Origin of the sequence: Sabulibacter ruber (genome assembly GCF_017355955.1) — a bacterium.
Lineage (GTDB): Bacteria > Bacteroidota > Bacteroidia > Cytophagales > Hymenobacteraceae > Nibribacter > Nibribacter ruber_A.
The window spans coordinates 746848-764583 of sequence record NZ_JAFFID010000001.1 but is presented as its reverse complement, the minus strand read 5'-3'; the positions used below and the strand labels follow the sequence as shown (position 1 = coordinate 764583).

Annotated in this window: 16 protein-coding genes; 7 read left to right on the top strand and 9 right to left on the bottom strand. The window is 50.7% G+C overall.

From position 1 onward, the window contains the following. Nucleotides 1–53: 53 nt before the first annotated feature. From JT719_RS25505 to JT719_RS03235, 4 genes are all read right to left on the bottom strand, one after another. Nucleotides 54–992 (bottom strand): gamma-glutamyl-gamma-aminobutyrate hydrolase family protein, encoded by a 939-nt coding sequence (locus JT719_RS25505; RefSeq protein WP_207431017.1) that lies wholly within the window; start codon nucleotides 990–992, stop codon nucleotides 54–56. Beyond that, a complete protein-coding gene (locus JT719_RS03245; RefSeq protein WP_207431016.1) occupies nucleotides 980–1987 on the bottom strand; it encodes an amidoligase family protein in 1008 nt (335 codons plus the stop codon). Before JT719_RS03245 ends, JT719_RS25505 begins: the two co-directional genes overlap by 13 nt. A 369-nt stretch (nucleotides 1988–2356) precedes the next feature. Beyond that, complete coding sequence (ligA, locus tag JT719_RS03240; RefSeq protein WP_207431015.1) at nucleotides 2357–4411, bottom strand: NAD-dependent DNA ligase LigA; 2055 nt, start codon at nucleotides 4409–4411, stop codon at nucleotides 2357–2359. Nucleotides 4412–4488: 77 nt separating this feature from the next. Further along, nucleotides 4489–5694, bottom strand: coding sequence for a hypothetical protein (locus tag JT719_RS03235; RefSeq protein ID WP_207431014.1), 1206 nt, complete (start codon nucleotides 5692–5694; stop codon nucleotides 4489–4491). Between the two features lie 233 nt (nucleotides 5695–5927). On the opposite strand from JT719_RS03235, the gene gnd reads away from it, so the two are divergent. Together gnd and JT719_RS03225 are read left to right on the top strand one after the other, a co-directional pair. Further along, nucleotides 5928–7850, top strand: coding sequence for a decarboxylating NADP(+)-dependent phosphogluconate dehydrogenase (gnd, locus tag JT719_RS03230; RefSeq protein ID WP_207431013.1), 1923 nt, complete (start codon nucleotides 5928–5930; stop codon nucleotides 7848–7850). A gap of 185 nt (nucleotides 7851–8035) precedes the next feature. Then, nucleotides 8036–9178 (top strand): DEAD/DEAH box helicase, encoded by a 1143-nt coding sequence (locus tag JT719_RS03225; RefSeq protein ID WP_207431012.1) that lies wholly within the window; start codon nucleotides 8036–8038, stop codon nucleotides 9176–9178. A 93-nt stretch (nucleotides 9179–9271) separates the two neighbouring features. Here JT719_RS03225 and JT719_RS03220 read toward each other — a convergent pair whose 3' ends face one another. Further along, the gene (locus JT719_RS03220) at nucleotides 9272–9988 is read right to left on the bottom strand and encodes a 3-ketoacyl-ACP reductase (protein WP_207431009.1); all 717 of its coding nucleotides are present in this window, start codon (nucleotides 9986–9988) and stop codon (nucleotides 9272–9274) included. 429 nt (nucleotides 9989–10417) lie between these two features. Between JT719_RS03220 and JT719_RS03215 the strand changes: the two genes are divergently transcribed. After that, nucleotides 10418–11251 carry an alpha/beta fold hydrolase gene (locus JT719_RS03215; RefSeq protein WP_207431007.1) on the top strand — a complete coding sequence of 278 codons (834 nt, stop codon included), beginning with the start codon at nucleotides 10418–10420 and terminating at the stop codon, nucleotides 11249–11251. Between the two features lie 24 nt (nucleotides 11252–11275). Beyond that, a complete protein-coding gene (locus JT719_RS03210) occupies nucleotides 11276–11698 on the top strand; it encodes a hypothetical protein (RefSeq protein ID WP_207431004.1) in 423 nt (140 codons plus the stop codon). 88 nt (nucleotides 11699–11786) lie between these two features. On the opposite strand, the gene JT719_RS03205 is transcribed toward JT719_RS03210, so the two are convergent. After that, the gene (locus tag JT719_RS03205; protein WP_242693057.1) at nucleotides 11787–12284 is read right to left on the bottom strand and encodes a DUF4920 domain-containing protein; all 498 of its coding nucleotides are present in this window, start codon (nucleotides 12282–12284) and stop codon (nucleotides 11787–11789) included. 62 nt (nucleotides 12285–12346) lie between these two features. Then, on the bottom strand, nucleotides 12347–13084 hold the full coding sequence (locus JT719_RS03200) for a TapB family protein (protein ID WP_207431002.1): 738 nt from the start codon (nucleotides 13082–13084) through the stop codon (nucleotides 12347–12349). Between the two features lie 160 nt (nucleotides 13085–13244). Here JT719_RS03200 and JT719_RS03195 point away from each other — a divergent pair, with 160 nt between their 5' ends. The 3 genes from JT719_RS03195 to JT719_RS03185 all read left to right on the top strand — a co-directional run bounded on the left by JT719_RS03195 (nucleotide 13245) and on the right by JT719_RS03185 (nucleotide 14633). Continuing rightward, entirely contained in the window at nucleotides 13245–13451 is a 207-nt protein-coding gene (locus JT719_RS03195) for a hypothetical protein (protein ID WP_207431000.1), read from the top strand. Between the two features lie 2 nt (nucleotides 13452–13453). Beyond that, nucleotides 13454–13801, top strand: a complete 348-nt coding sequence (locus JT719_RS03190; protein ID WP_207430998.1) for a hypothetical protein — start codon at nucleotides 13454–13456, stop codon at nucleotides 13799–13801. Nucleotides 13802–14000: 199 nt separating this feature from the next. Beyond that, complete coding sequence (locus JT719_RS03185; protein ID WP_207430996.1) at nucleotides 14001–14633, top strand: cytochrome c oxidase subunit 3; 633 nt, start codon at nucleotides 14001–14003, stop codon at nucleotides 14631–14633. Nucleotides 14634–14930: 297 nt separating this feature from the next. Here JT719_RS03185 and JT719_RS03180 read toward each other — a convergent pair whose 3' ends face one another. Then, nucleotides 14931–15818 (bottom strand): DUF3822 family protein, encoded by an 888-nt coding sequence (locus JT719_RS03180; protein WP_207430994.1) that lies wholly within the window; start codon nucleotides 15816–15818, stop codon nucleotides 14931–14933. A 256-nt stretch (nucleotides 15819–16074) separates the two neighbouring features. Next, nucleotides 16075–17211: an FAD-dependent monooxygenase gene (locus tag JT719_RS03175; RefSeq protein WP_207430992.1), complete on the bottom strand. Its 1137-nt coding sequence runs from the start codon at nucleotides 17209–17211 to the stop codon at nucleotides 16075–16077. Nucleotides 17212–17736: the final 525 nt, after the last annotated feature.

The window sequence follows — 17736 nt, the reverse complement described above, 5'->3', positions numbered from 1 at the left end:
AAAGACCCTTAAAAACAACCGTCTCAGCAGATTTCTGCCAGACAATGCACCCACTACCGGGTACCTCTTGCTTCGGTTTCTTCCAGTACCTGGTCAAAAGCGCTGAGTTCCTGGGCTTTGGGTTGGGAAAGGGCTTCTTCCATGTCAATGTCTTCAATCTGCCGGTTCACTTCACGGGCTTTCTGCACCAGTGCCTGGAAGATAGACCTGTGCTCTTTGCGGCGGGGAAGGTACTCTGGGTGCCACTGCACGCCCAGCATAAATTGTTCGCCAATGTGCTCAATGGCCTGCACCACCTGATTTTCTTCCTGCGCCACAATCTGCAAGCCTTTGCCCGGCGTGTGCACTGCCTGGTGGTGCAAGGCGTTCACCTTAAGTTTCAAAGTACCAACTATTTGCGCCAGTTTACTGCCCGGTTTAATGGAAACCCGCTTCACTGGGAAAATGCTGGAAGGATTAGGTTCCTCCAGGTAAAAGCTGTTGATGTCCTGGTGCAGGGTTCCCCTGAAATACACGTTCAGCAACTGGGAGCCCCGGCAGATGCCCAGAATGGGGAGGTTCTTCTTCACGGCCTGGTCAATGAGCTGAAACTCCAGATGATCGCGGGCCTGATCCAAGGACCATTGGGGCTTCCGGCTGAAGAGTTTGCGCACGAAGAACAGGGCAGGGTAGTAGATCCAGCGGGTGAAGCGCCAGATCCGTTGAAAGAAGTTTTTCTGGGGGTGCTTCAGTGTGCGCCGCAGGTACTCCTGAAAGACGGAATCCTGCTGATATGTCTGCGGATCTACATCGGCCCCGCCGCCCACAATCAACCCCTGCAGCCCATCGGCGGTACGGGGGAAAGAGGGCGTAATATGCACCGGTTTGCCGCCCGCCAGCAGTACGCCAAAAGCCGTGAAAAACCAGGCCACCTCACCACCCTTGTCGGGGCCGGTGATGCCAATGGTAGGCCGGTTGCGGTTGATCTTGAATTTCTTGGTTATCTCAGCCACTGTTCGGTTTGTTTTGTCCACTTACTGTCAAACCCAATAAAGGTATGCTCCTTCATATCAAGGTATTCCTTGCTCATTTGGGTGATACGCGCCGGATTGTTGGCCAGTTCTTCAATGACCACCCAGTTGTTCCATTCCTGCGCCAGGGTCCAGGAAGGGTCAGAAACGCAGGAGTTGGGCAGCCGGTAATGGAAGGTTTTTCGGGGTTTTACACTGCCCAGGTTGGTGAACTGGTTTATCTTCTCTTCACGCACGAAAGCGAAAAGTGGGTACATGTCCAGCGGCCGGTTTCGGTCTGGGTTGTACTGGTGGTAATCCTCAATGAGTTGATCCAGGTCAGGCGCGTACGATGGGTTCAACACTAATTGGTTGTACTCCGCCGGAAAAGGGTTGATGAACGTGGTGAGGTTTTTACGGGCGAAGTCGGTTTCTCCCGCCTCCAGCAACCAGGGGTACAGCAGCAGAAACGCCCTGATGTACCGCAAAATGGTCTCAGGCTCGGTATCCGGAATCTCGGTATTGATGTGCGTGCCGAAGGCATTGGTGAAAAACGCCTCGGTGCCTTTGGCGTGGTGTTCGTACAAAGCATTCCGCAGGTCCTCCAACTGTTCCAGTTGGTTGAAGGGGAGGGGCGGAACCCCGATTTCATAGGGAATTACCTTCTTAATGACGTTCTCCAAGGTATCATCAATCCTTTCTTCCAGGGTGGATGCCCCCAGCTTCACTTGCTGGATGTCAATGCCAAGTTTCTCAAAAATGGGCTTGTACTGCTTTTCGGTGAGCAGTTTCAGGTCAATCTCCACGCTGAACTTCCCGATGCGGGTATCCACCACTTTGGCCGAGAACCGGTTTTCCCATTCCACGTGACCGCCGTACAGTTCCTGCACAATCTGCAGGCATTCTTCAATCCCAACATTGGCGAACTCCAATTCGAACCCAACCGTCCGAAGTTCCCCTTCTCTATTCCTTTCTACAGGCAGTGGCTTGAAAGACATAGTTTTTCCTCCTAAATATTCTTCTACACCAACGAGGATTGCAAAGAAGCGTTACAAGAATAAGTACTATTTCTTGTTTTAAGGGTTTATTTCAGCCTACGTCTTAAGTAATAGACATACAGGAATTTAAGCCGATTGTTTCTGGCCTATTTTCTTTGAAAGACTTCCAAAAGAAGGCTGGTTAATTTGAGTAGTTAGGGGCAGGAGAGATTGAAGCGAAGCAGATAGAAGCCGAAGTTCCATTTAGTAATCGGGACGGCACAGGCCTGTACGGTAAAAGAAAAGAGAAAAGGGTTTCGGGGCTGTTTTCCAGAAAACAGCCCCGAAACCCTCCATTTGCTTTGATCAAGAAGAACGATTCAGCTAGCTCTAAGCTTGAATCATCTGGTTGAATTCCTGCTCAGACAAGATTTTCACGCCCAGAGTAGTGGCTTTTTCCAGTTTGCTGGGACCCATTTTGTCGCCGGCTACCAGGTAAGAGAGCTTTTTGGAAATGGAGCTTACCACTTTACCGCCGTTGGCCACAATGGTATCCTGCAGTTCCTCGCGGGAGTATCCCGCAAACACACCCGAAACCACAAACGTAAGCCCGGCCAGCTTATCAGATTGCGGCTCAACCACGGCTACTTCGCCCAGGTCTAACTGCAGGCCGTGGGTACGCAGACGCTCTACCAGGTGTACGTTGGCCAGATCCTGGAAGTACTCGCGCACCGAGGCGGCAATGCGTCCGCCAATCTCCGGCACGGCAATGAGTTCTTCCTCGGTGGCAGCCTTCAACGCATCTATGTTGCGGAAGTATTGCGCCAGTTTCTGCGCCACGGTGTTGCCCACAAACCGGATGCCCAAAGCAAACAGCACCCGGTCAAACGGGGCTTCCTTGGATTTCTCTATAGCGCTCAGGATGTTCTCCACCGTTTTTTTCTGGAATTTTACGGTGCGGGTTTTGCCCGTTTCCTCGTCTACGTACACTTTCTCCAGGCCAAACAGGGTATCGTAGGTGAGGTCATAGAGATGGTCTGGGCTGGTTACCAAGCCGCGCTCGGCCAGGAGTTCAATCTTGCCTTCGCCCAGACTCATGATGTTCATGGCTTTGCGGCTGATGAAGTGCTCCAGTTTGCCTTTCACCTGCGGCGGACAGCCTTTCTCGTTCGGGCAGTAATGGTTGGCTTCGCCCTCGGTACGGATGAGCGGCGTGTTGCAGGCCGGGCAGGTGGTAGGGTACACAATGGGTTGGGCGTTCTCCGGTCTGTCTTCCTTTTTCACCGCCGTCACCTTCGGGATGATCTCGCCGCCTTTCTCCACCACCACCAGGTCGTGCAGCATGAGGCCGAGGCGCTCAATCTCGTTGGCATTATGCAGGGAGGCACGTTTTACGGTAGTTCCCGCCAGCAACACCGGTTTCATGATGGCCACCGGAGTCACCGCGCCGGTACGGCCCACATTGTATTCAATTTCCAACAGCTCGGTTACGGCTTCCATGGCTTTGTACTTGTAGGCCATGGCCCAGCGCGGACTCTTGGCGGTATAGCCCAGTTCTTCCTGCTGCGCGTAGGAGTTTACCTTCACAACAATCCCATCGGTGGCAATGGGCAGTTCAAAGCGCTTGGTTTCCCACTCATGGATGAAGTCCAGCACCTCGTCAATGGTGCGGCATACCCTCCAGGTAGGCGATACATTAAGGCCCCAGCGCTGCAAGGCCTCCAGACTTTCTGAGTGGCTATCAAACAGGTTAGGGGTGGAAAGCAAGCTATAGGCGAACATGCTCAGACGCCGACGGGCCACTTCTTTGGAATCCTGCAGTTTCAGCGTACCCGAGGTCGCGTTCCTGGGGTTAGCCATCAAGGCTTCGCCGATTTCCTCCCGTTCTTTGTTCAACTCCTCAAAAACGCTGAAGGGCATGAACACCTCGCCACGTACTTCTACTTCAGCAGGAATATCTTCGCCGTGCAGGTGCAGCGGAATGGTGCGGATGGTGCGTACGTTGGGGGTGATGTCATCGCCTCGGGTGCCGTCGCCGCGGGTTACGCCCGCCGTTAAAGCACCGTTGGTGTAGGTGAGGCTCATGGCTACGCCGTCAAACTTCAGCTCGCAGACATACTCCACCTCGTCGCCGGTGACTTTGCGCACGCGCTTGTCAAACTCGCGCACCTCGTCCTCAGAATACGTATTGCCCAAAGAGAGCATGGGGTACTTGTGGTACACCGTAGGAAAATTCTTGGTGATGGTACCGCCCACCCGCTGGGTAGGAGAGTTGTCTGAACGGTACTGCGGGAATTGTTCTTCCAGTTTCTGCAGCTCCAGCAGCAGCTGGTCAAACTCATAGTCAGATACTTCTGAGACGCTGTTCTGGTAGTATTGGTAATTGAGGTAATTCAGGCGTTTGGTCAGCTCCAAAATGCGGGCTTCTGGGTTCTGCTCAGGCATTGTGCGTTGTGGTTAAATCCGGCACAAAGGTAGGAAATGGGAGTTTGTTTTTACATGCCGATTTCTGGTCCATCTCTCTATCTATTATATGGGTATTCATTTACCCAATGAAAGCCCCTGCTTAGTAATCTGAACTGTTGTAAATCTAACTTACGGAGGTGCATCTTTACAGAGTCTTGCTCTATACGGCCTGTGAGCACCACGTAGTCTTTGTTTTGTTGTACGTACTGGAGGGTGTTTTTCATGGTATCTTTCTCTGCCCACCAAGAAAAGGTGTGTAGGGTAGAGTCAAATTTTACCTGAAGGTGCCAGAGAGAATCATTCATGAGTTGGGCGGTAAGAAACTTTTCATGGTTTACTGCCAAAGCTTTCCAGCGGGTTGTGTCTGTGGTGAGTGGGGCCAAAGTATCACCGTTCCTGATGAAGGTTTCCACCACATATGCTCCGTACAAGGGGTGTTTAGGTGCCTGGTCGCCGTAGCGTTTTTGCAGTAAATACCCATTCACCACCGTGGTGTAGCCCAAAAAAGCAATGAAAATAAGCTTCACCCAAAAGTGCGTGTGTTTCATCCATTTCTTTTCATAAAAGGGATCAATTGAGAGGGACTGGACGGGTTTGCGCAGAAAGAAGAAAGTATAGATACGCTTTAGGTCTGGAGCAGCTATCACAAATGCCATGAGCAGCAAATGCGTAGAGTAAAGCTTTACTGGTACGTCAAAGAAGAAGTTTAAAGCCACAATGTTGGCCAGCACAGTTAAAGACAAAAGTGCCCCAAATGTGGCGGTGCGCCTAAAGAAGAGGAATACTCCCGCTAATGCTTCGGCTATGCCTGTGAAATAATTGTAGCCGGTAGAGTAGCCCATAAATTTCCAGACTAATCCCATAGGGGAAGAGTCGCCTAGGGGCTGAAGAAGCCCGTACGGTGGCGTAAAGGGAAATTGGGTTTTGAAAATCTTAGCGAAACCATACCTGATCATGGCTGCTGCCAGGGTATACCGCACCAGCACTAAAAGCCAGTACAGCAGTTTGTCATAATGTGGGCGCTTATGGTCAAGAACAGACCAAATACCCGTTCCAAGCAAAGCCAGTAATAATATCCCAAACACCTGTACATAATTGTAGGTGGTATCTCCGCTGCCGTTAGGTTTAATGGTCACCGGCGAATCAAGGTGCAGCACGTGCGCTGCCAGCCAATCAACGACTGGGTTCCACAGAGATGAGAACTGTATACCGATGATGTATAGTAGAAAGTACACCACAGAAAAGCGGAAAAGTACTTTCATCAAAAAGCTCCACCTGGAGGCTGCTGGGTGCATGGATTTAAATGGGGGAGAGTTAACGTAGAAAACCTGAACAAAATATTTAATTTACCTGATATAATAGGCTTTTACTTTTTCAAATAATTGCGTGGCTTTTAGAAGAAAGACCGTGTTCTCTAACTCTAGGGTCTTCAAATGAAATAACACTAAAAGCCAACGCGCGTACCTTTACCAACATTAACCTCAAAGAGAAAGACATGTCATACATGGTGATGGGCGTATCGGGGAGTGGGAAGAGCACGGTGGGCAGACTGCTGGCGGAGCGCCTCCAGCTTCATTTCATTGACGCCGATGACCATCATCTGGCGACCAGCGTGGAGAAAATGAGCCAGGGCATTCCGCTCACCGATGATGACCGGTGGGAGTGGCTGCAGAAACTCAACCACCTGCTGCAACAAGCCGAGAACACCAACCAGGAAGTGGTATTAGCCTGCTCGGCTTTAAAAGGCCAATACCGGCAGATCCTGGGGGAAGGCCTCGCCTCTCCTTTGAAGATCATTTACCTGCACGGCGAAGAAGACGTGTTACGTAGCAGGCTGGGCAACCGCAAAGGCCATTTCATGACCGATGTGCTGCTACAGTCCCAGCTTCAGACCCTGGAGATTCCACAAGAGGCCTTGCACCTGAACATCGTCCACACGCCCGAGGAACTGGTAACGCAAATCATGCAGCACTTTAAACCTGATAGTGCTTCTCCTTCTTTTACAGTAAGCTCAGTGGCGTCATTGGGTATTATAGGCATGGGGGTGATGGGCAAGAGCCTGGCCCTGAACTTAGCCGGGAAGGGAATCTCAGTGGCCGTGTTCAACCGCACGGTGCCGGGAAAGGAAGAGCAGGTGGCGGAACGGTTTGCGGAGGAAAATCAAACCCTACCGCTGCTGCCTTTTTCAGAGCTACCCCAGTTTGTGCAGGCTTTGGAAAAACCACGCCGGATTCTGCTCATGGTGAAAGCTGGCCGGGCGGTAGAAGAGTTACTGGACCAAATCCAACCACTGCTGGAGGAAGGCGATCTGGTAATGGATGGCGGCAATTCCCAGTACCAGGATACCACCCGAAGAGTGGCCGAGATGAAAACCAGGCAGGTCCATTTCTTAGGGGTGGGAATCTCCGGCGGGGAAGAAGGAGCCCTCAAAGGACCTTCCCTGATGCCGGGCGGCGAAAAAGCAGGATACGAGAAAGTGGCCGATATTCTGAACTTTCTGGCGGCCCAGGATAAAAACGGAAAGCCCTGCTGTACTTACGTTGGCCCCGATGGAGCCGGACACTTTGTGAAGATGGTGCACAACGGCATTGAATACGCTGAAATGCAAGCCTTGGCCGAAGCCTATCAATTGTTCCGGTATCATCTCAACTTCTCGCCTTCGGGAATAGTGGAGGAGTTCACCAAGTGGCAGGAATCTGGCCTGAACAGTTACCTGCTGGAAATTACCATTGCTATTCTGCAGAAGCAGGAAGACGGTACTCTGCTGCTGGATAAGATCCTGGATGCCGCCGATCAGAAAGGAACCGGGGGCTGGAGCACTGCCGCCGCCCTGGAACTGGGCACGTCCCTGGACTCCATTGCTGCCGCCGTTATGGCCAGGCATCTCTCTGCGCTGAAAGAGCAGCGCGTGCAGGCCGCTACCTTGTATGGAATAGAACCCGAGCAACTGGTAGGAGTGCCGCTGCTGCATGCCCAGCAACTAAAACAGGCGTTTGAGGGGGTAAAGCTCATTAACCACGCGTTCGGGTTTGAGCTGATGCGGCAGGCCTCCCTGCAGTTTCAATGGAACCTGAACCTGAGCGAGATTGCCCGGATCTGGACCAACGGGTGCATCATCCGGTCCCAATTGATGGAAGAACTGGTGGAGATGCTCAAAACCGAAGGACCGCTGCTGCAGCACCCCTGCATAGTGGAACGGCTCTCGGCTATTTTCCTGCCCTTCAAAGAAACGGTGGCCGCGGGTATCAAAGCCAATGCCGCCCTGCCGGTATCCTCAGCCGCCCTGAATTACTTTTTAGGCTACAACACAGTGCAGTCACCCGCCAACCTAATCCAGGCGCAACGCGATTACTTTGGGGCGCACACTTTCCGCCGCACCGACCAACCCGTTGATCAGTACTTTCATGTGGACTGGTAACCGGTAGGTAGCTTTACTTTCAGGACTGTTTTTCAGAAAACAGGTCTGAAACAGGTTTACTTGGTAGAGGAACCCTTGTTAGGCAGGCCCAGAAATGGGGTTTATTTAATCCATATTTTTAGGTTTCACCTAAACCTGCGGAACATAGGCGTATCTTTGTGCCTTTCTAATAGCATTTTCCATCTATGTCTTTTGCAGATCTTGGTTTATCCGGGCCTATTGTCAAAGCGGCCCAGCAGCAGTACTCAGAGCCTTATCCAATCCAGAAATCGGCTATTCCCCAGATCATGAAAGGGAGAGACGTGCTGGGCATTGCACAGACCGGGTCGGGGAAAACGGCGGCGTATGCCTTGCCTTTGCTGGACAAGATGCAGACCAACCGGGCTTTCCGGAACCGGTATGTGAAAGCTCTGGTGCTGGTGCCCACCCGTGAACTTGCCTTGCAAGTGGCAGAAGTTTTTCTTTCGTTCAGTGCCCATATTCCGGTGAAAATCAAGACGCTGGCGGTGTTTGGGGGCGTGTCCATCAATCCGCAGATGATGAAACTGCAGGGCACCGATATCCTGGTAGCCACGCCCGGCCGCTTGCTGGATCTGGTGGACTCAAAAGCGGTGCACCTGTCTGAAGTGGAAACCCTGGTGCTGGACGAAGCCGATAAAATGCTCAACCTGGGCTTTGAGGAAGAGATGCGCCAGATTCTGGCACTTTTGCCAAAAAGACGCCAGAATCTGCTGTTCTCGGCCACGCTGGATAACAAGGTGAATGCCATTCAGGAGACGCTGTTGCGTGATCCTGTTACGGTGGAAGTACAGCAAGAGGAAAGCATCATCCCGGCGCAAATCTCTGAGATTGCTTACCTGGTGGATGCCGAGCGGAAAGGGCCGTTTCTGCGCTACCTCATCAAGGAGCGGAAAATGCAGCAGGTACTGGTCTTTGTCTCGGCTACCAAGCGCGCCGATCATCTGGTGACCAAATTAGCCAATAACGGCATTAAAGCGGTGGCCTTCCACAGCGACAAAAGCCAGGGCGCGAGGACCGAGGCGCTGGCCTTGTTCAAGAAAGGGAAGGTGCCGGTGCTGGTGGCCACAGACCTGGCCGCGCGCGGAATAGATGTGCAGTATCTGCCCCATGTGATTAATTATGATTTGCCGCGTTCCTCTAAAGACTACATCCACCGGATAGGCCGTACGGGCCGCGCAGAAGCGGCAGGAGAGGCCATTACTCTGGTTACCCCGGAAGACGCGCATCATTTCAAGATCATCCAGAAACAGACCAAACGTATCATTCCTGCCCACGAAACCGGCGAGATTGACCTGAAGGGTTTCTGATTGAAATAGAGCTAAAAATCGAAACGGGGCTGATTCCTGGAAATCAGCCCCTTTTCAATTTTATACCTGCAAGAAGTTTTGCTGAGTTGCTGCTTAAGGGTTGGTAGACCAGATACCCGCATCTTTCACAAAAACCCTTCTGTTCAGTTTGAGCTGGCAGATGAGGAATTCAGCGAAATCCTCGGGCTGCATGACCTTCTCGGGGTTTCCGTCGGTGAGTTTCAGGTCAAGCGACAAATCGGTGGCTACGGTGCTGGGGGTAAGGGTAGTCACCCGTATGTTGTGCTTTCTTACTTCCTGCATCAGGGACTCAGACAAGCCAATCAGCCCGAATTTAGAGGCGCTGTAGGCACTGGTTACGGCGGCCCCGCGCTGGCCCGCGGTAGAGGAGATGTTTACGATATCGCCCGTTTTTTTGGAGATCATGGCGGGGAGCACGGCACGCGTCACGTAGTACGGTCCTAACAGGTTCACCTTGATGATGTGCTCCCATTGGTCTGGCTCCAAATCCAGGAACTTCCCGAAGGAGGCCGTTCCGGCGTTGTTGATGAGGATGTCAATAAAGCCCAGCTCCTGGCGGGCCTGTTCCACCGCTTCGTTTACGCTGACAATGTTAGTCACGTCGGCGGTGACAACTGAGGTTTCCACCCCCAGGGCTTCAATTTCAGTGGCTACCTTCTGTAAATCGCTTTCGGTACGGGCTAAAAGTGCCACGTTTACTCCTTCTTTCGCCAATGCAATGGCTACTGCTCTTCCAATCCCTTTTCCGGCACCCGTCACCAGAGCAGTCTTTCCTTTCAAAGATTCCATAATCAGTCGTTAATCGTGTCAAAACTAGCAGAGGTTTCTCTGCCCACCATGGATCGCGTGGTATCCCGCAGGAAACGATTCTCCCGCTCTGAGGTTTAACGGGCAATTTCTTTGGTGGTTGGCCTTCTTTGAAAAGTGCGGAAATGTGAAAGCTGGGATAAGGGAAGGACGACTATGACCGGCTTGTGGCAGATTGAAGTCTTATTTGCAGAAACAGGCCAGAAACAAAACCAAACCAAGGGAGAAAAGAAAGATTCAAGCGTATTAAGGCTAGCATTCAACTTCCTGTGATTAGGGCCTTAGACACAATTCATTTTTGACTTCTTTCTAGAAAAATGTGGAAAAATCAGTATGCTGTCAAATAGCTTCGTATATTGCATCTAATTAATATTCAATTCCTTAATCTGTTTCACCATAACCCCCCTGACCATGGATGCAATTACCAGAAACAATGTAAAAGTGAGAGGCAGGGGAACAAAGCCCATGCTTTTTGCGCACGGGTACGGCTGCGACCAAAACATGTGGCGCTACGTTACCCCGGCTTTTGAGGAAGACTACCAGATTATTTTGTTTGATCACGTAGGCTTTGGCGGGGCAGACACCTCTGTCTATACCCTTGACCGGTACTCCTCGCTGCAATCCTATGCAGTGGACATACTGGAGATTTGCGAAGAGCTTGACCTGAAAGACGTGATTTTTGTGGGCCACTCAGTGAGCGCCATGATTGGCGTGTTGGCGGCCATCATTGACCCCGATAAATTCTCTAAGTTGGTTTTGATTGGTCCTTCGCCCTGCTACATCAATGATGGGGAGTACGAAGGCGGTTTTACCCAGGAAAGCATTGACGGTTTGCTCAACTTCCTGGACAGCGATTACCTGAAGTGGGCTTCCACCATGGCTCCTGTCATTATGGGAAACCCAGACCGGCCACACTTAGGTGAGGAGTTAGCCCAGAGTTTTTGCCGCAGTAACGAGGAGGTAGCCAAGGATTTCGCCCGCATCACTTTCCTTTCTGATAACCGGGAGGACCTTGCCAATCTGAAAACCGAATCTCTGATCATTCAGTGTTCTGAGGATGTCATTGCCCCCAGAGTGGTAGGGGAGTACATGCACCGCCACCTACCCAACAGCCAACTGGTGGTATTGAACGCCACCGGCCATTGCCCCAACCTAAGTGCCCCAGAAGAGACTATTGCTGCCATTCAAACTTTCTTACAGCAAACGCCAGCCGTGCGTGAAAAAGAGAGCAGCCTGAATTTCTGATGCTGGATACCTGGTAAGCTGCCCATGGATGTACTAGACAAGAAGGAGCTCAGGAAGGCTAACGGCGATGTCTTTTTTGAAGCGTACCAACTGCACCATCAGTCTTATATCTACGTGAACTGGATTGGCATCCAATCCCTGGAAACCATGGTAATGGGCAGTAACCACGTGCTTTCCATTTTGCGGGAAAAACCCTGTAAAGGATTGCTGAACAGCAACCAGGAGCTTATTGGCCCCTGGGATGCAGCCGTACAGTACCTGGCCTATAAATGGGCGCCTACCGCCTCCAACCTGGGTTTGAGATGGATGGCCCATATCCTCTCGCCGGGCATCTATGGCCGAAAATCTTTTGATCTATTTAAGCAGCACCTGAGCACCTCCATCACCCTGAAGTCTTTTGAGGATAGAACCACCGCTGAGGGTTGGTTGATACGCCACCTGGAGTAAAACCCTAAGGCCTCTTTTTGCTACGGGAATAGATATCCTGTTTTAGAACCATTTTTACAGAAAAGGCCCTAAAACAGGAGAGGTGGGATTATTCTTTTACCTGCACCCCAGAGGCTACAAAAGTGATGGAAGGTTTTGGTTTGGTGATGGCGGCAATCTCTTCTTTAGATTTACCGGCGTCTTCGGCAAAGTGCCGCTGGTCTTCCACTGATACCGTGTCTCTCAAAGCTACTCCTTCAAACACCACCTCTTTGCCGGCAATGTCTTTGGGCATAAAGAAGCCGTAGTTCTTGAAGGTCACGCGCATGGGTTCCTGGCCTTCCACGGCCACGTTCATCCAGCAGCCTTTGGCCTGGCACACATCCACAATGCTGGTGGCTACCTTGGCTTTGGCAGAATCCTGGGAGGTTAACAGGGCCGGTAATTCGGCGGCGGAAATAGCCCCCTCAGCCGAGAATTTGTCTCCGTAGGTGGTGACTTTCTCAGGGGTGGCCGTTGAAGCGGTCTTTTGCTCTTCGGTGTTTTTGGTGCAACTGGCCATTACCACAAGCAAAGCCAAGGCTGCCGGGTATAGATACGTTTTCATGACAAAGACAGGTAGTTCTAGGATTAAAGCTACTCAACTTTGTATTATGACCAAAAAGCCTGCTATTTATTTTGCAGGGCCTGTGCCGTGTTCCGTTTGGAAATCAGCTCAAGACCTTTGGCTTTTTTACCGCGTTTAGTGGTGAACTGGGCTTTAACCAGACCATGCTCTAAAGAAAAATACTCTTCTACGCTGAAGACATCGCGCAGGGGCATGCCCATGGCGTCTAGCTCCACAATGTACTGATAACTGATTTTGAAGCAGTCAAAGGAGCCGGCCGGGGTATTGATGGTTTCCTGGGCCTCCACTTTTCGGTTGGTGGCCACCATAGAAATTTGTGTGATGTCAATGTTGGAGGATCGTACTTTTACTCCTAATTTACCGTCGGGCAGCAGTTGGCCTACCTTCATTTGTTGAGGGTAGGGGATGTCTACCGGGGTATAGGAAAAGTCTTTCCCTTCAAAGGCTTTCAGGGCCTGTTCTCTTAACAAGAGCATGGCATCCAGGTAGATGGTATCGCCTGAGCATTTAATGCGGTATTCTTCAGTCGTTTCAGGACGTCCTGTTTTTCCCAGGCGGGCGCTCTTGAACGTGGTTACATAAACACCTTCTTTGTTTGCCATCTGCTGCACCACCTTGTTGCTCAAGGTACCGTTGTTGCGGCCTTTGTCTGTTACCTGGTAAACAAACTCAGTGTTTTTGGATAAACCCAAGGGTTGAATACAGTTCTGGGCCACCGCAGTTTCTGGCAGAATACTGGTGATACCGCACCAGAACAGACCCAGACCAAATTTGTACATGTTTTTCATAGAAGAAGTTACCGCGTGTATAGGCGGTAAACTGGTTGTTTATACGTATTGGCTGAATATTAGATATATAGGACTATTTGAACTTCAAAGCGTAATGAAACGGGCTGCTTTCAGCCTCGTACCATCTTTGTGACACTTAACCACTTAAACCATGGAGAACACTACCCAACCGGTACAGAAGCTTTCAGATTTAGCGGCAATCCTGTTAGAGAAACTGAAGGCGGCAGAGACAGATATTACCCTAGACTTTCAAGATGTGGCTGTGCAGGGACCAGGTCCGCAAGGTCAGCCAGGACAATGGAAATTAAACGGCAAGCTCACGCTGAAGACTAAATCCACCGGATCAAACCAGGGGTAACCATGAGTGCTTTTCCATTTGAATTATCGGCGCAACTGGTGTTCACAGTTCTGGAAGACCATGTGCTCATAGTGGCAGAACAGAACTTTGTAATTGTAAACTTCAAAGACCATGCGGCCCTGGAAAGGGTCATGTACAACGTGTTACCACCCTCTTCTGGTAAAAGCGGTGGCCTTGGAGAAAGCTTAGAAAAAGCCAAAGAACTGAATCAACTGCTCCTCAAGGCGGGCCTGGTGGTAGATGTGCGGGTGAACAACAAAACCTATGTTGAATTGGGCACCGGAAACATGCCCAAAATCACGGCCAACGCGGTGTTTGGAAAGGTTGGCTCCTGGTTTAAAAGAAGTTGACAGAACCAATAGGGGCAGGCACCCTTCCTGATGTCCTTTGAATATAGAAGAAAGGCAAAGCAACGTTTAAGAAAAAAACTGCATCAAATTGGCAGGTGTGATTAAACATTCTGCTGATTAACAGTGTAATATATATGAAGTAGTACTTTACAAAGCCGCGGGTCGGCAAAGCAAGAAGGGAAGATGAACAAGTAAGATCATGAAATCTGAGAACCAAAATAAAATTGGCGCTGGCAAAATGTCCAGCTTTGAAAAGATAGAGAAGGTCCCCCCACTCAAGATGCTCCTGTACATCAGCATGGCTGGCATGGGCATGTTGTTTCTGATTTTAACCGTCATGTTCCTGTATAAAACAGGAGAAGCCTCGGCCGCTATCCAGTTCAAGATACCCAAGCTATTCTCAGTTAGCACGGTCCTTATTCTGGTGAGTGGGTTCTTTGTGCAGCAGATTCCTACCTTGTACGCCCAGGATGACCTGGTGAGCATGCAAAAGCGCTTGCTCTATGCCTTGCTGTTAGGCATGGCTTTCTCTGTGTCTCAGGTGATTGCCTGGTACGAGATGGTAGATGCCAACATCATGTTTGACGGGCATCCGGCGGGAACGTTCCTGTACTTGCTTTCAGCGTTACACTTATTGCACGTGGCCGGTGGACTGGCGTTCTGCTCCTTCCTGTTCATACGGGTGAACAGAGCAGCCGCAGATCCTATCCGCAGCCTCATCTTCAACCGCGACCCTTACCGGCTCATGCAACTCCAAATGCTTCGTAGCTACTGGCATTTCCTGGATGGCCTGTGGGTTGCCATGTTCTTCATTTTCCTCTTTTCTCTTTGAGGATTGAGATAATGGGGGATTGAATGATTGAGAGAATGAGTGATTGGGGAGAAGGGGAGAGGATTAATCCTAAAGTTTGAATTAGTAAAAAGGAAGGCCTTTGCAGAACTCTGCAAAGGCCTTCCTTTTTATGTTTTATTCTGTTAAGCCTGTTCAGGTGTAGCAGCTGCGATGGAGCGTATGCAGATCCTATGACATAGAAACAGCTGTAGTTGCCAGTACAATCTCAATTCTCCCGCAGCACTTCTTTCATTCACACAATCACTCATTCACTCAATCCCTCAATCACTCATTCAACTAGTCGCAGAAGTGAAGGCTGTACAGGTCAAAGTTGCGGTGGTTGAAAAGGGTCTCGAAGCGGTAGCTGAAGCCGGCTCCGGTAGGCTTTTTCCCGAACTGTACGTGCCGGATGTAGCGGCGGAGCATTTCGTGGAGTACTGAATCCAAGAGCAGTTCGCCCCACACCATTACTTTGTCCTGGTCGGGGTTCATTTTCTTTTCCTGCAACACAAACAAGACGTAGTAAATGAAGTCTTCGGCAGTGGTGAAGTAGAAGGAGTTGCAGAACTCCAGCTTGAGGCCTTGCAGCACCACCAGAGTGACGTAGTTCTTGTCAACGTAGACGTAAAGCTGCGGACGGGAGCTGCGTTCGGCCATGTGCAGGAAGCCTTCCATCAGAGCCGAGGTCTGGTGCACAAACTCCATGGGGCTGCCCTGGAACTGAGTTGTTAACCAGCTCTGCAAGACGGTGGGGACAGTGAACACATTCACCAGTTCCAAACGAGGATGTTCATGGTGGTGCACCAGCTCTACCTCCGGCTCCACCACGGCATTCAGTTTGAGGTACTCTTCGCGGGCATTCAGGTCAAAGAGCGTCTCGGGGATGAGCGTGAACTGCTGGTTTTTGACGCCAACGCGTATTTGCTGCCACTTTCTTTCCTGCAGGAGGGGCGTAGCGCTGCTCAGGTCTTGCAGCGCGGTAATGGCTTGCTCCACGGTGGCCGGGCGTTCGGCCTCATAGTCTTCCAGTGCCACAAATTTGTTACGCTGTGCATCTAATACCCCAATTCTAATACGGTGCGCCCCAAAACTGATGTAGAGGTGGGCACTGGTACTTTGTTCAGGGGTAAAAGCATCATCAAGCACGCGTTGCGTCTGTCTGAAAGCCGGCACGGACGTATTCAAGGGTAGGAAGTCTAATAAGAAATTCTCTACAATATTACTCAAATTCTGCCTACTCCCCATGCTATGGCCCCAGATAGGTCTGGTAGAGATTGTACTAGTTTCAAGGTAAACAACTGGAAAACAGCCAGAATAGCCATCAGTGTTTTTTTGTGAGGTAAATCTGTTAGAGCTTCCTTTTGAGTAATGGGAGACATGCCCACTCTGTTTTAGCGCTGCTTTTCTGAAAAAAGGCAGTAAACAGGACCGGGCAGAAGTCTCAAAAATCTACGCTGTACACCTTTTCCAGTTGTTTGTCATTCACCCAGGTGGGCAAGTGGCGCAACGCGAAGTTGCGGACCTTGATGTACACCTGATTCTGTGATTGAGCCACGTCTCCCAGTAACCTTGATTGCCGGGTAATCCAGTGCGTGCGGGGCATGCGGCGTTTCTCAAAGCGTTGGGCAGCCTGGTTAAAATCAAAGTCTTTCTGCAGTTCATCGGCAAACACAATGGCATCTTCCACGGCCTGGCAGGCTCCCTGGCCCATGTTGGGAGTGGTGGCGTGCCCGGCATCGCCAAGCAGCAGCAGATTGGGGAACGCAAACTTAGATAAGGGCGCGATGTCGTAGAGATCGTGCCAGAGTAACTGCTCTGGTTTGGTGTGGCGGAATAGTTCTGGCAAGGGGTAGTGATAGTGCGCGAAGTGGCGGTGCAGATCCTCTACCCCCATGGCTTTCATGGCTGGGTTGTTCTGCGGCGAGTTGATGCAGGCAAACCAATAGATTTTATTTCCCTTGAGCGGCGACCAACCCACCCGACCGGCTTTGCCCCAGGTCTCAGAGGCGTACAGGCTTTCCAGCCCCGGGTTCTCAATGATGGCCCGCCAACAGGTGTAGCCTGCGTACCTTGGAGCCGATGCCGGAAGCAGTTGCTGCCGGATGGCGGAATGGATACCGTCTGCGACCAGCAGATAATCAAAGGTAGTTTGGGTGCCGTCCTGAAACGAGACGGTAACGCCTTGACCAGTAGTGTCGGCTTTTAGGGCTTTTTTATTGGGGAATAGGGAAGAGGCCGGTAAATGCCGGAGCAGCACCTTATGCAAAGAAGCTCTATGAATCACGAAATTATCAAGACCGTACCTGGCACTGATGGCGCGGCTATCGGTGCGGTTAATGAGTTTGCCGTCTTCGGCCAGGATGTGAAAGCCGTCCAGCAGGTTTCCCTCGGCAATGACCTCATCGGCAATGCCCAACCGCTGAAATCCTTTAATGGCATTGGCGGCCAAGGCAAGACCCGCGCCAACCGGTTCAAACATTGGTGCGGCATCGTAAACATGGGCGTTAATGCCCAATTTTCGTAACGCAATGGCAGTGGTAAGCCCGGCAATTCCTCCTCCAATAATTCCAAGGTTCATGTATCGTCTCTCTGGTTTCTTTGCCTCAACATTAAGAGAAAAACGGGAGGAAACATGGGAAATTTTGCGATTTTATGTTTTCGGGCTATTCTGGGAAAACTACCCCTGAAACGGAGGCCTTTTTAGCAGTGCTTTTAAAGTCTTTAGGTGATGGGAGATGCCCTATCCTGCCCCAAATTTCGCTGAGCAGGAACAGAGCATTTTAAAGGTAATTTCAGGAAAACAACCCTGAAACGCTGCCTTCAAAAATCAGGAAGGAGATTGATATTCCTAAGGAGAAAGGTACCCAACACCATTGGCTGGGCGGGGAGGTAAGCGGATGATTCTTAATCGAAAATCAGCTTTGCGCCACCCAAAAAGATGAAAATCCAGATTAAGCCCTTGATCAGGAAAAACAGAAAACCTGCCATTCCCATTCGTTTTAAGCCTTTTTTCCAGTCTGCCATATCATTAAATAAAACTCTTTACGAAAAAACAGGGTGCCTAAGGCACTACTAAGAAACGATATTTAAAGGAGGATTTCAA

Coding starts and splice junctions, on each gene's coding strand:
- ligA (WP_207431015.1), bottom strand. CDS start 4,411: ATGCCTGAGCAGAACCCAGAAGCCCGCATTTTGGAGCTGACCAAACGC.
- JT719_RS03205 (WP_242693057.1), bottom strand. CDS start 12,284: ATGAAAACGTATCTATACCCGGCAGCCTTGGCTTTGCTTGTGGTAATG.
- JT719_RS03215 (WP_207431007.1), top strand. CDS start 10,418: ATGGATGCAATTACCAGAAACAATGTAAAAGTGAGAGGCAGGGGAACA.
- JT719_RS03220 (WP_207431009.1), bottom strand. CDS start 9,988: ATGGAATCTTTGAAAGGAAAGACTGCTCTGGTGACGGGTGCCGGAAAA.
- JT719_RS03235 (WP_207431014.1), bottom strand. CDS start 5,694: ATGAAAGTACTTTTCCGCTTTTCTGTGGTGTACTTTCTACTATACATC.
- JT719_RS03185 (WP_207430996.1), top strand. CDS start 14,001: ATGAAATCTGAGAACCAAAATAAAATTGGCGCTGGCAAAATGTCCAGC.
- JT719_RS03210 (WP_207431004.1), top strand. CDS start 11,276: ATGGATGTACTAGACAAGAAGGAGCTCAGGAAGGCTAACGGCGATGTC.
- JT719_RS03245 (WP_207431016.1), bottom strand. CDS start 1,987: ATGTCTTTCAAGCCACTGCCTGTAGAAAGGAATAGAGAAGGGGAACTT.
- gnd (WP_207431013.1), top strand. CDS start 5,928: ATGTCATACATGGTGATGGGCGTATCGGGGAGTGGGAAGAGCACGGTG.
- JT719_RS03225 (WP_207431012.1), top strand. CDS start 8,036: ATGTCTTTTGCAGATCTTGGTTTATCCGGGCCTATTGTCAAAGCGGCC.
- JT719_RS03195 (WP_207431000.1), top strand. CDS start 13,245: ATGGAGAACACTACCCAACCGGTACAGAAGCTTTCAGATTTAGCGGCA.
- JT719_RS03175 (WP_207430992.1), bottom strand. CDS start 17,211: ATGAACCTTGGAATTATTGGAGGAGGAATTGCCGGGCTTACCACTGCC.
- JT719_RS03200 (WP_207431002.1), bottom strand. CDS start 13,084: ATGTACAAATTTGGTCTGGGTCTGTTCTGGTGCGGTATCACCAGTATT.
- JT719_RS03190 (WP_207430998.1), top strand. CDS start 13,454: ATGAGTGCTTTTCCATTTGAATTATCGGCGCAACTGGTGTTCACAGTT.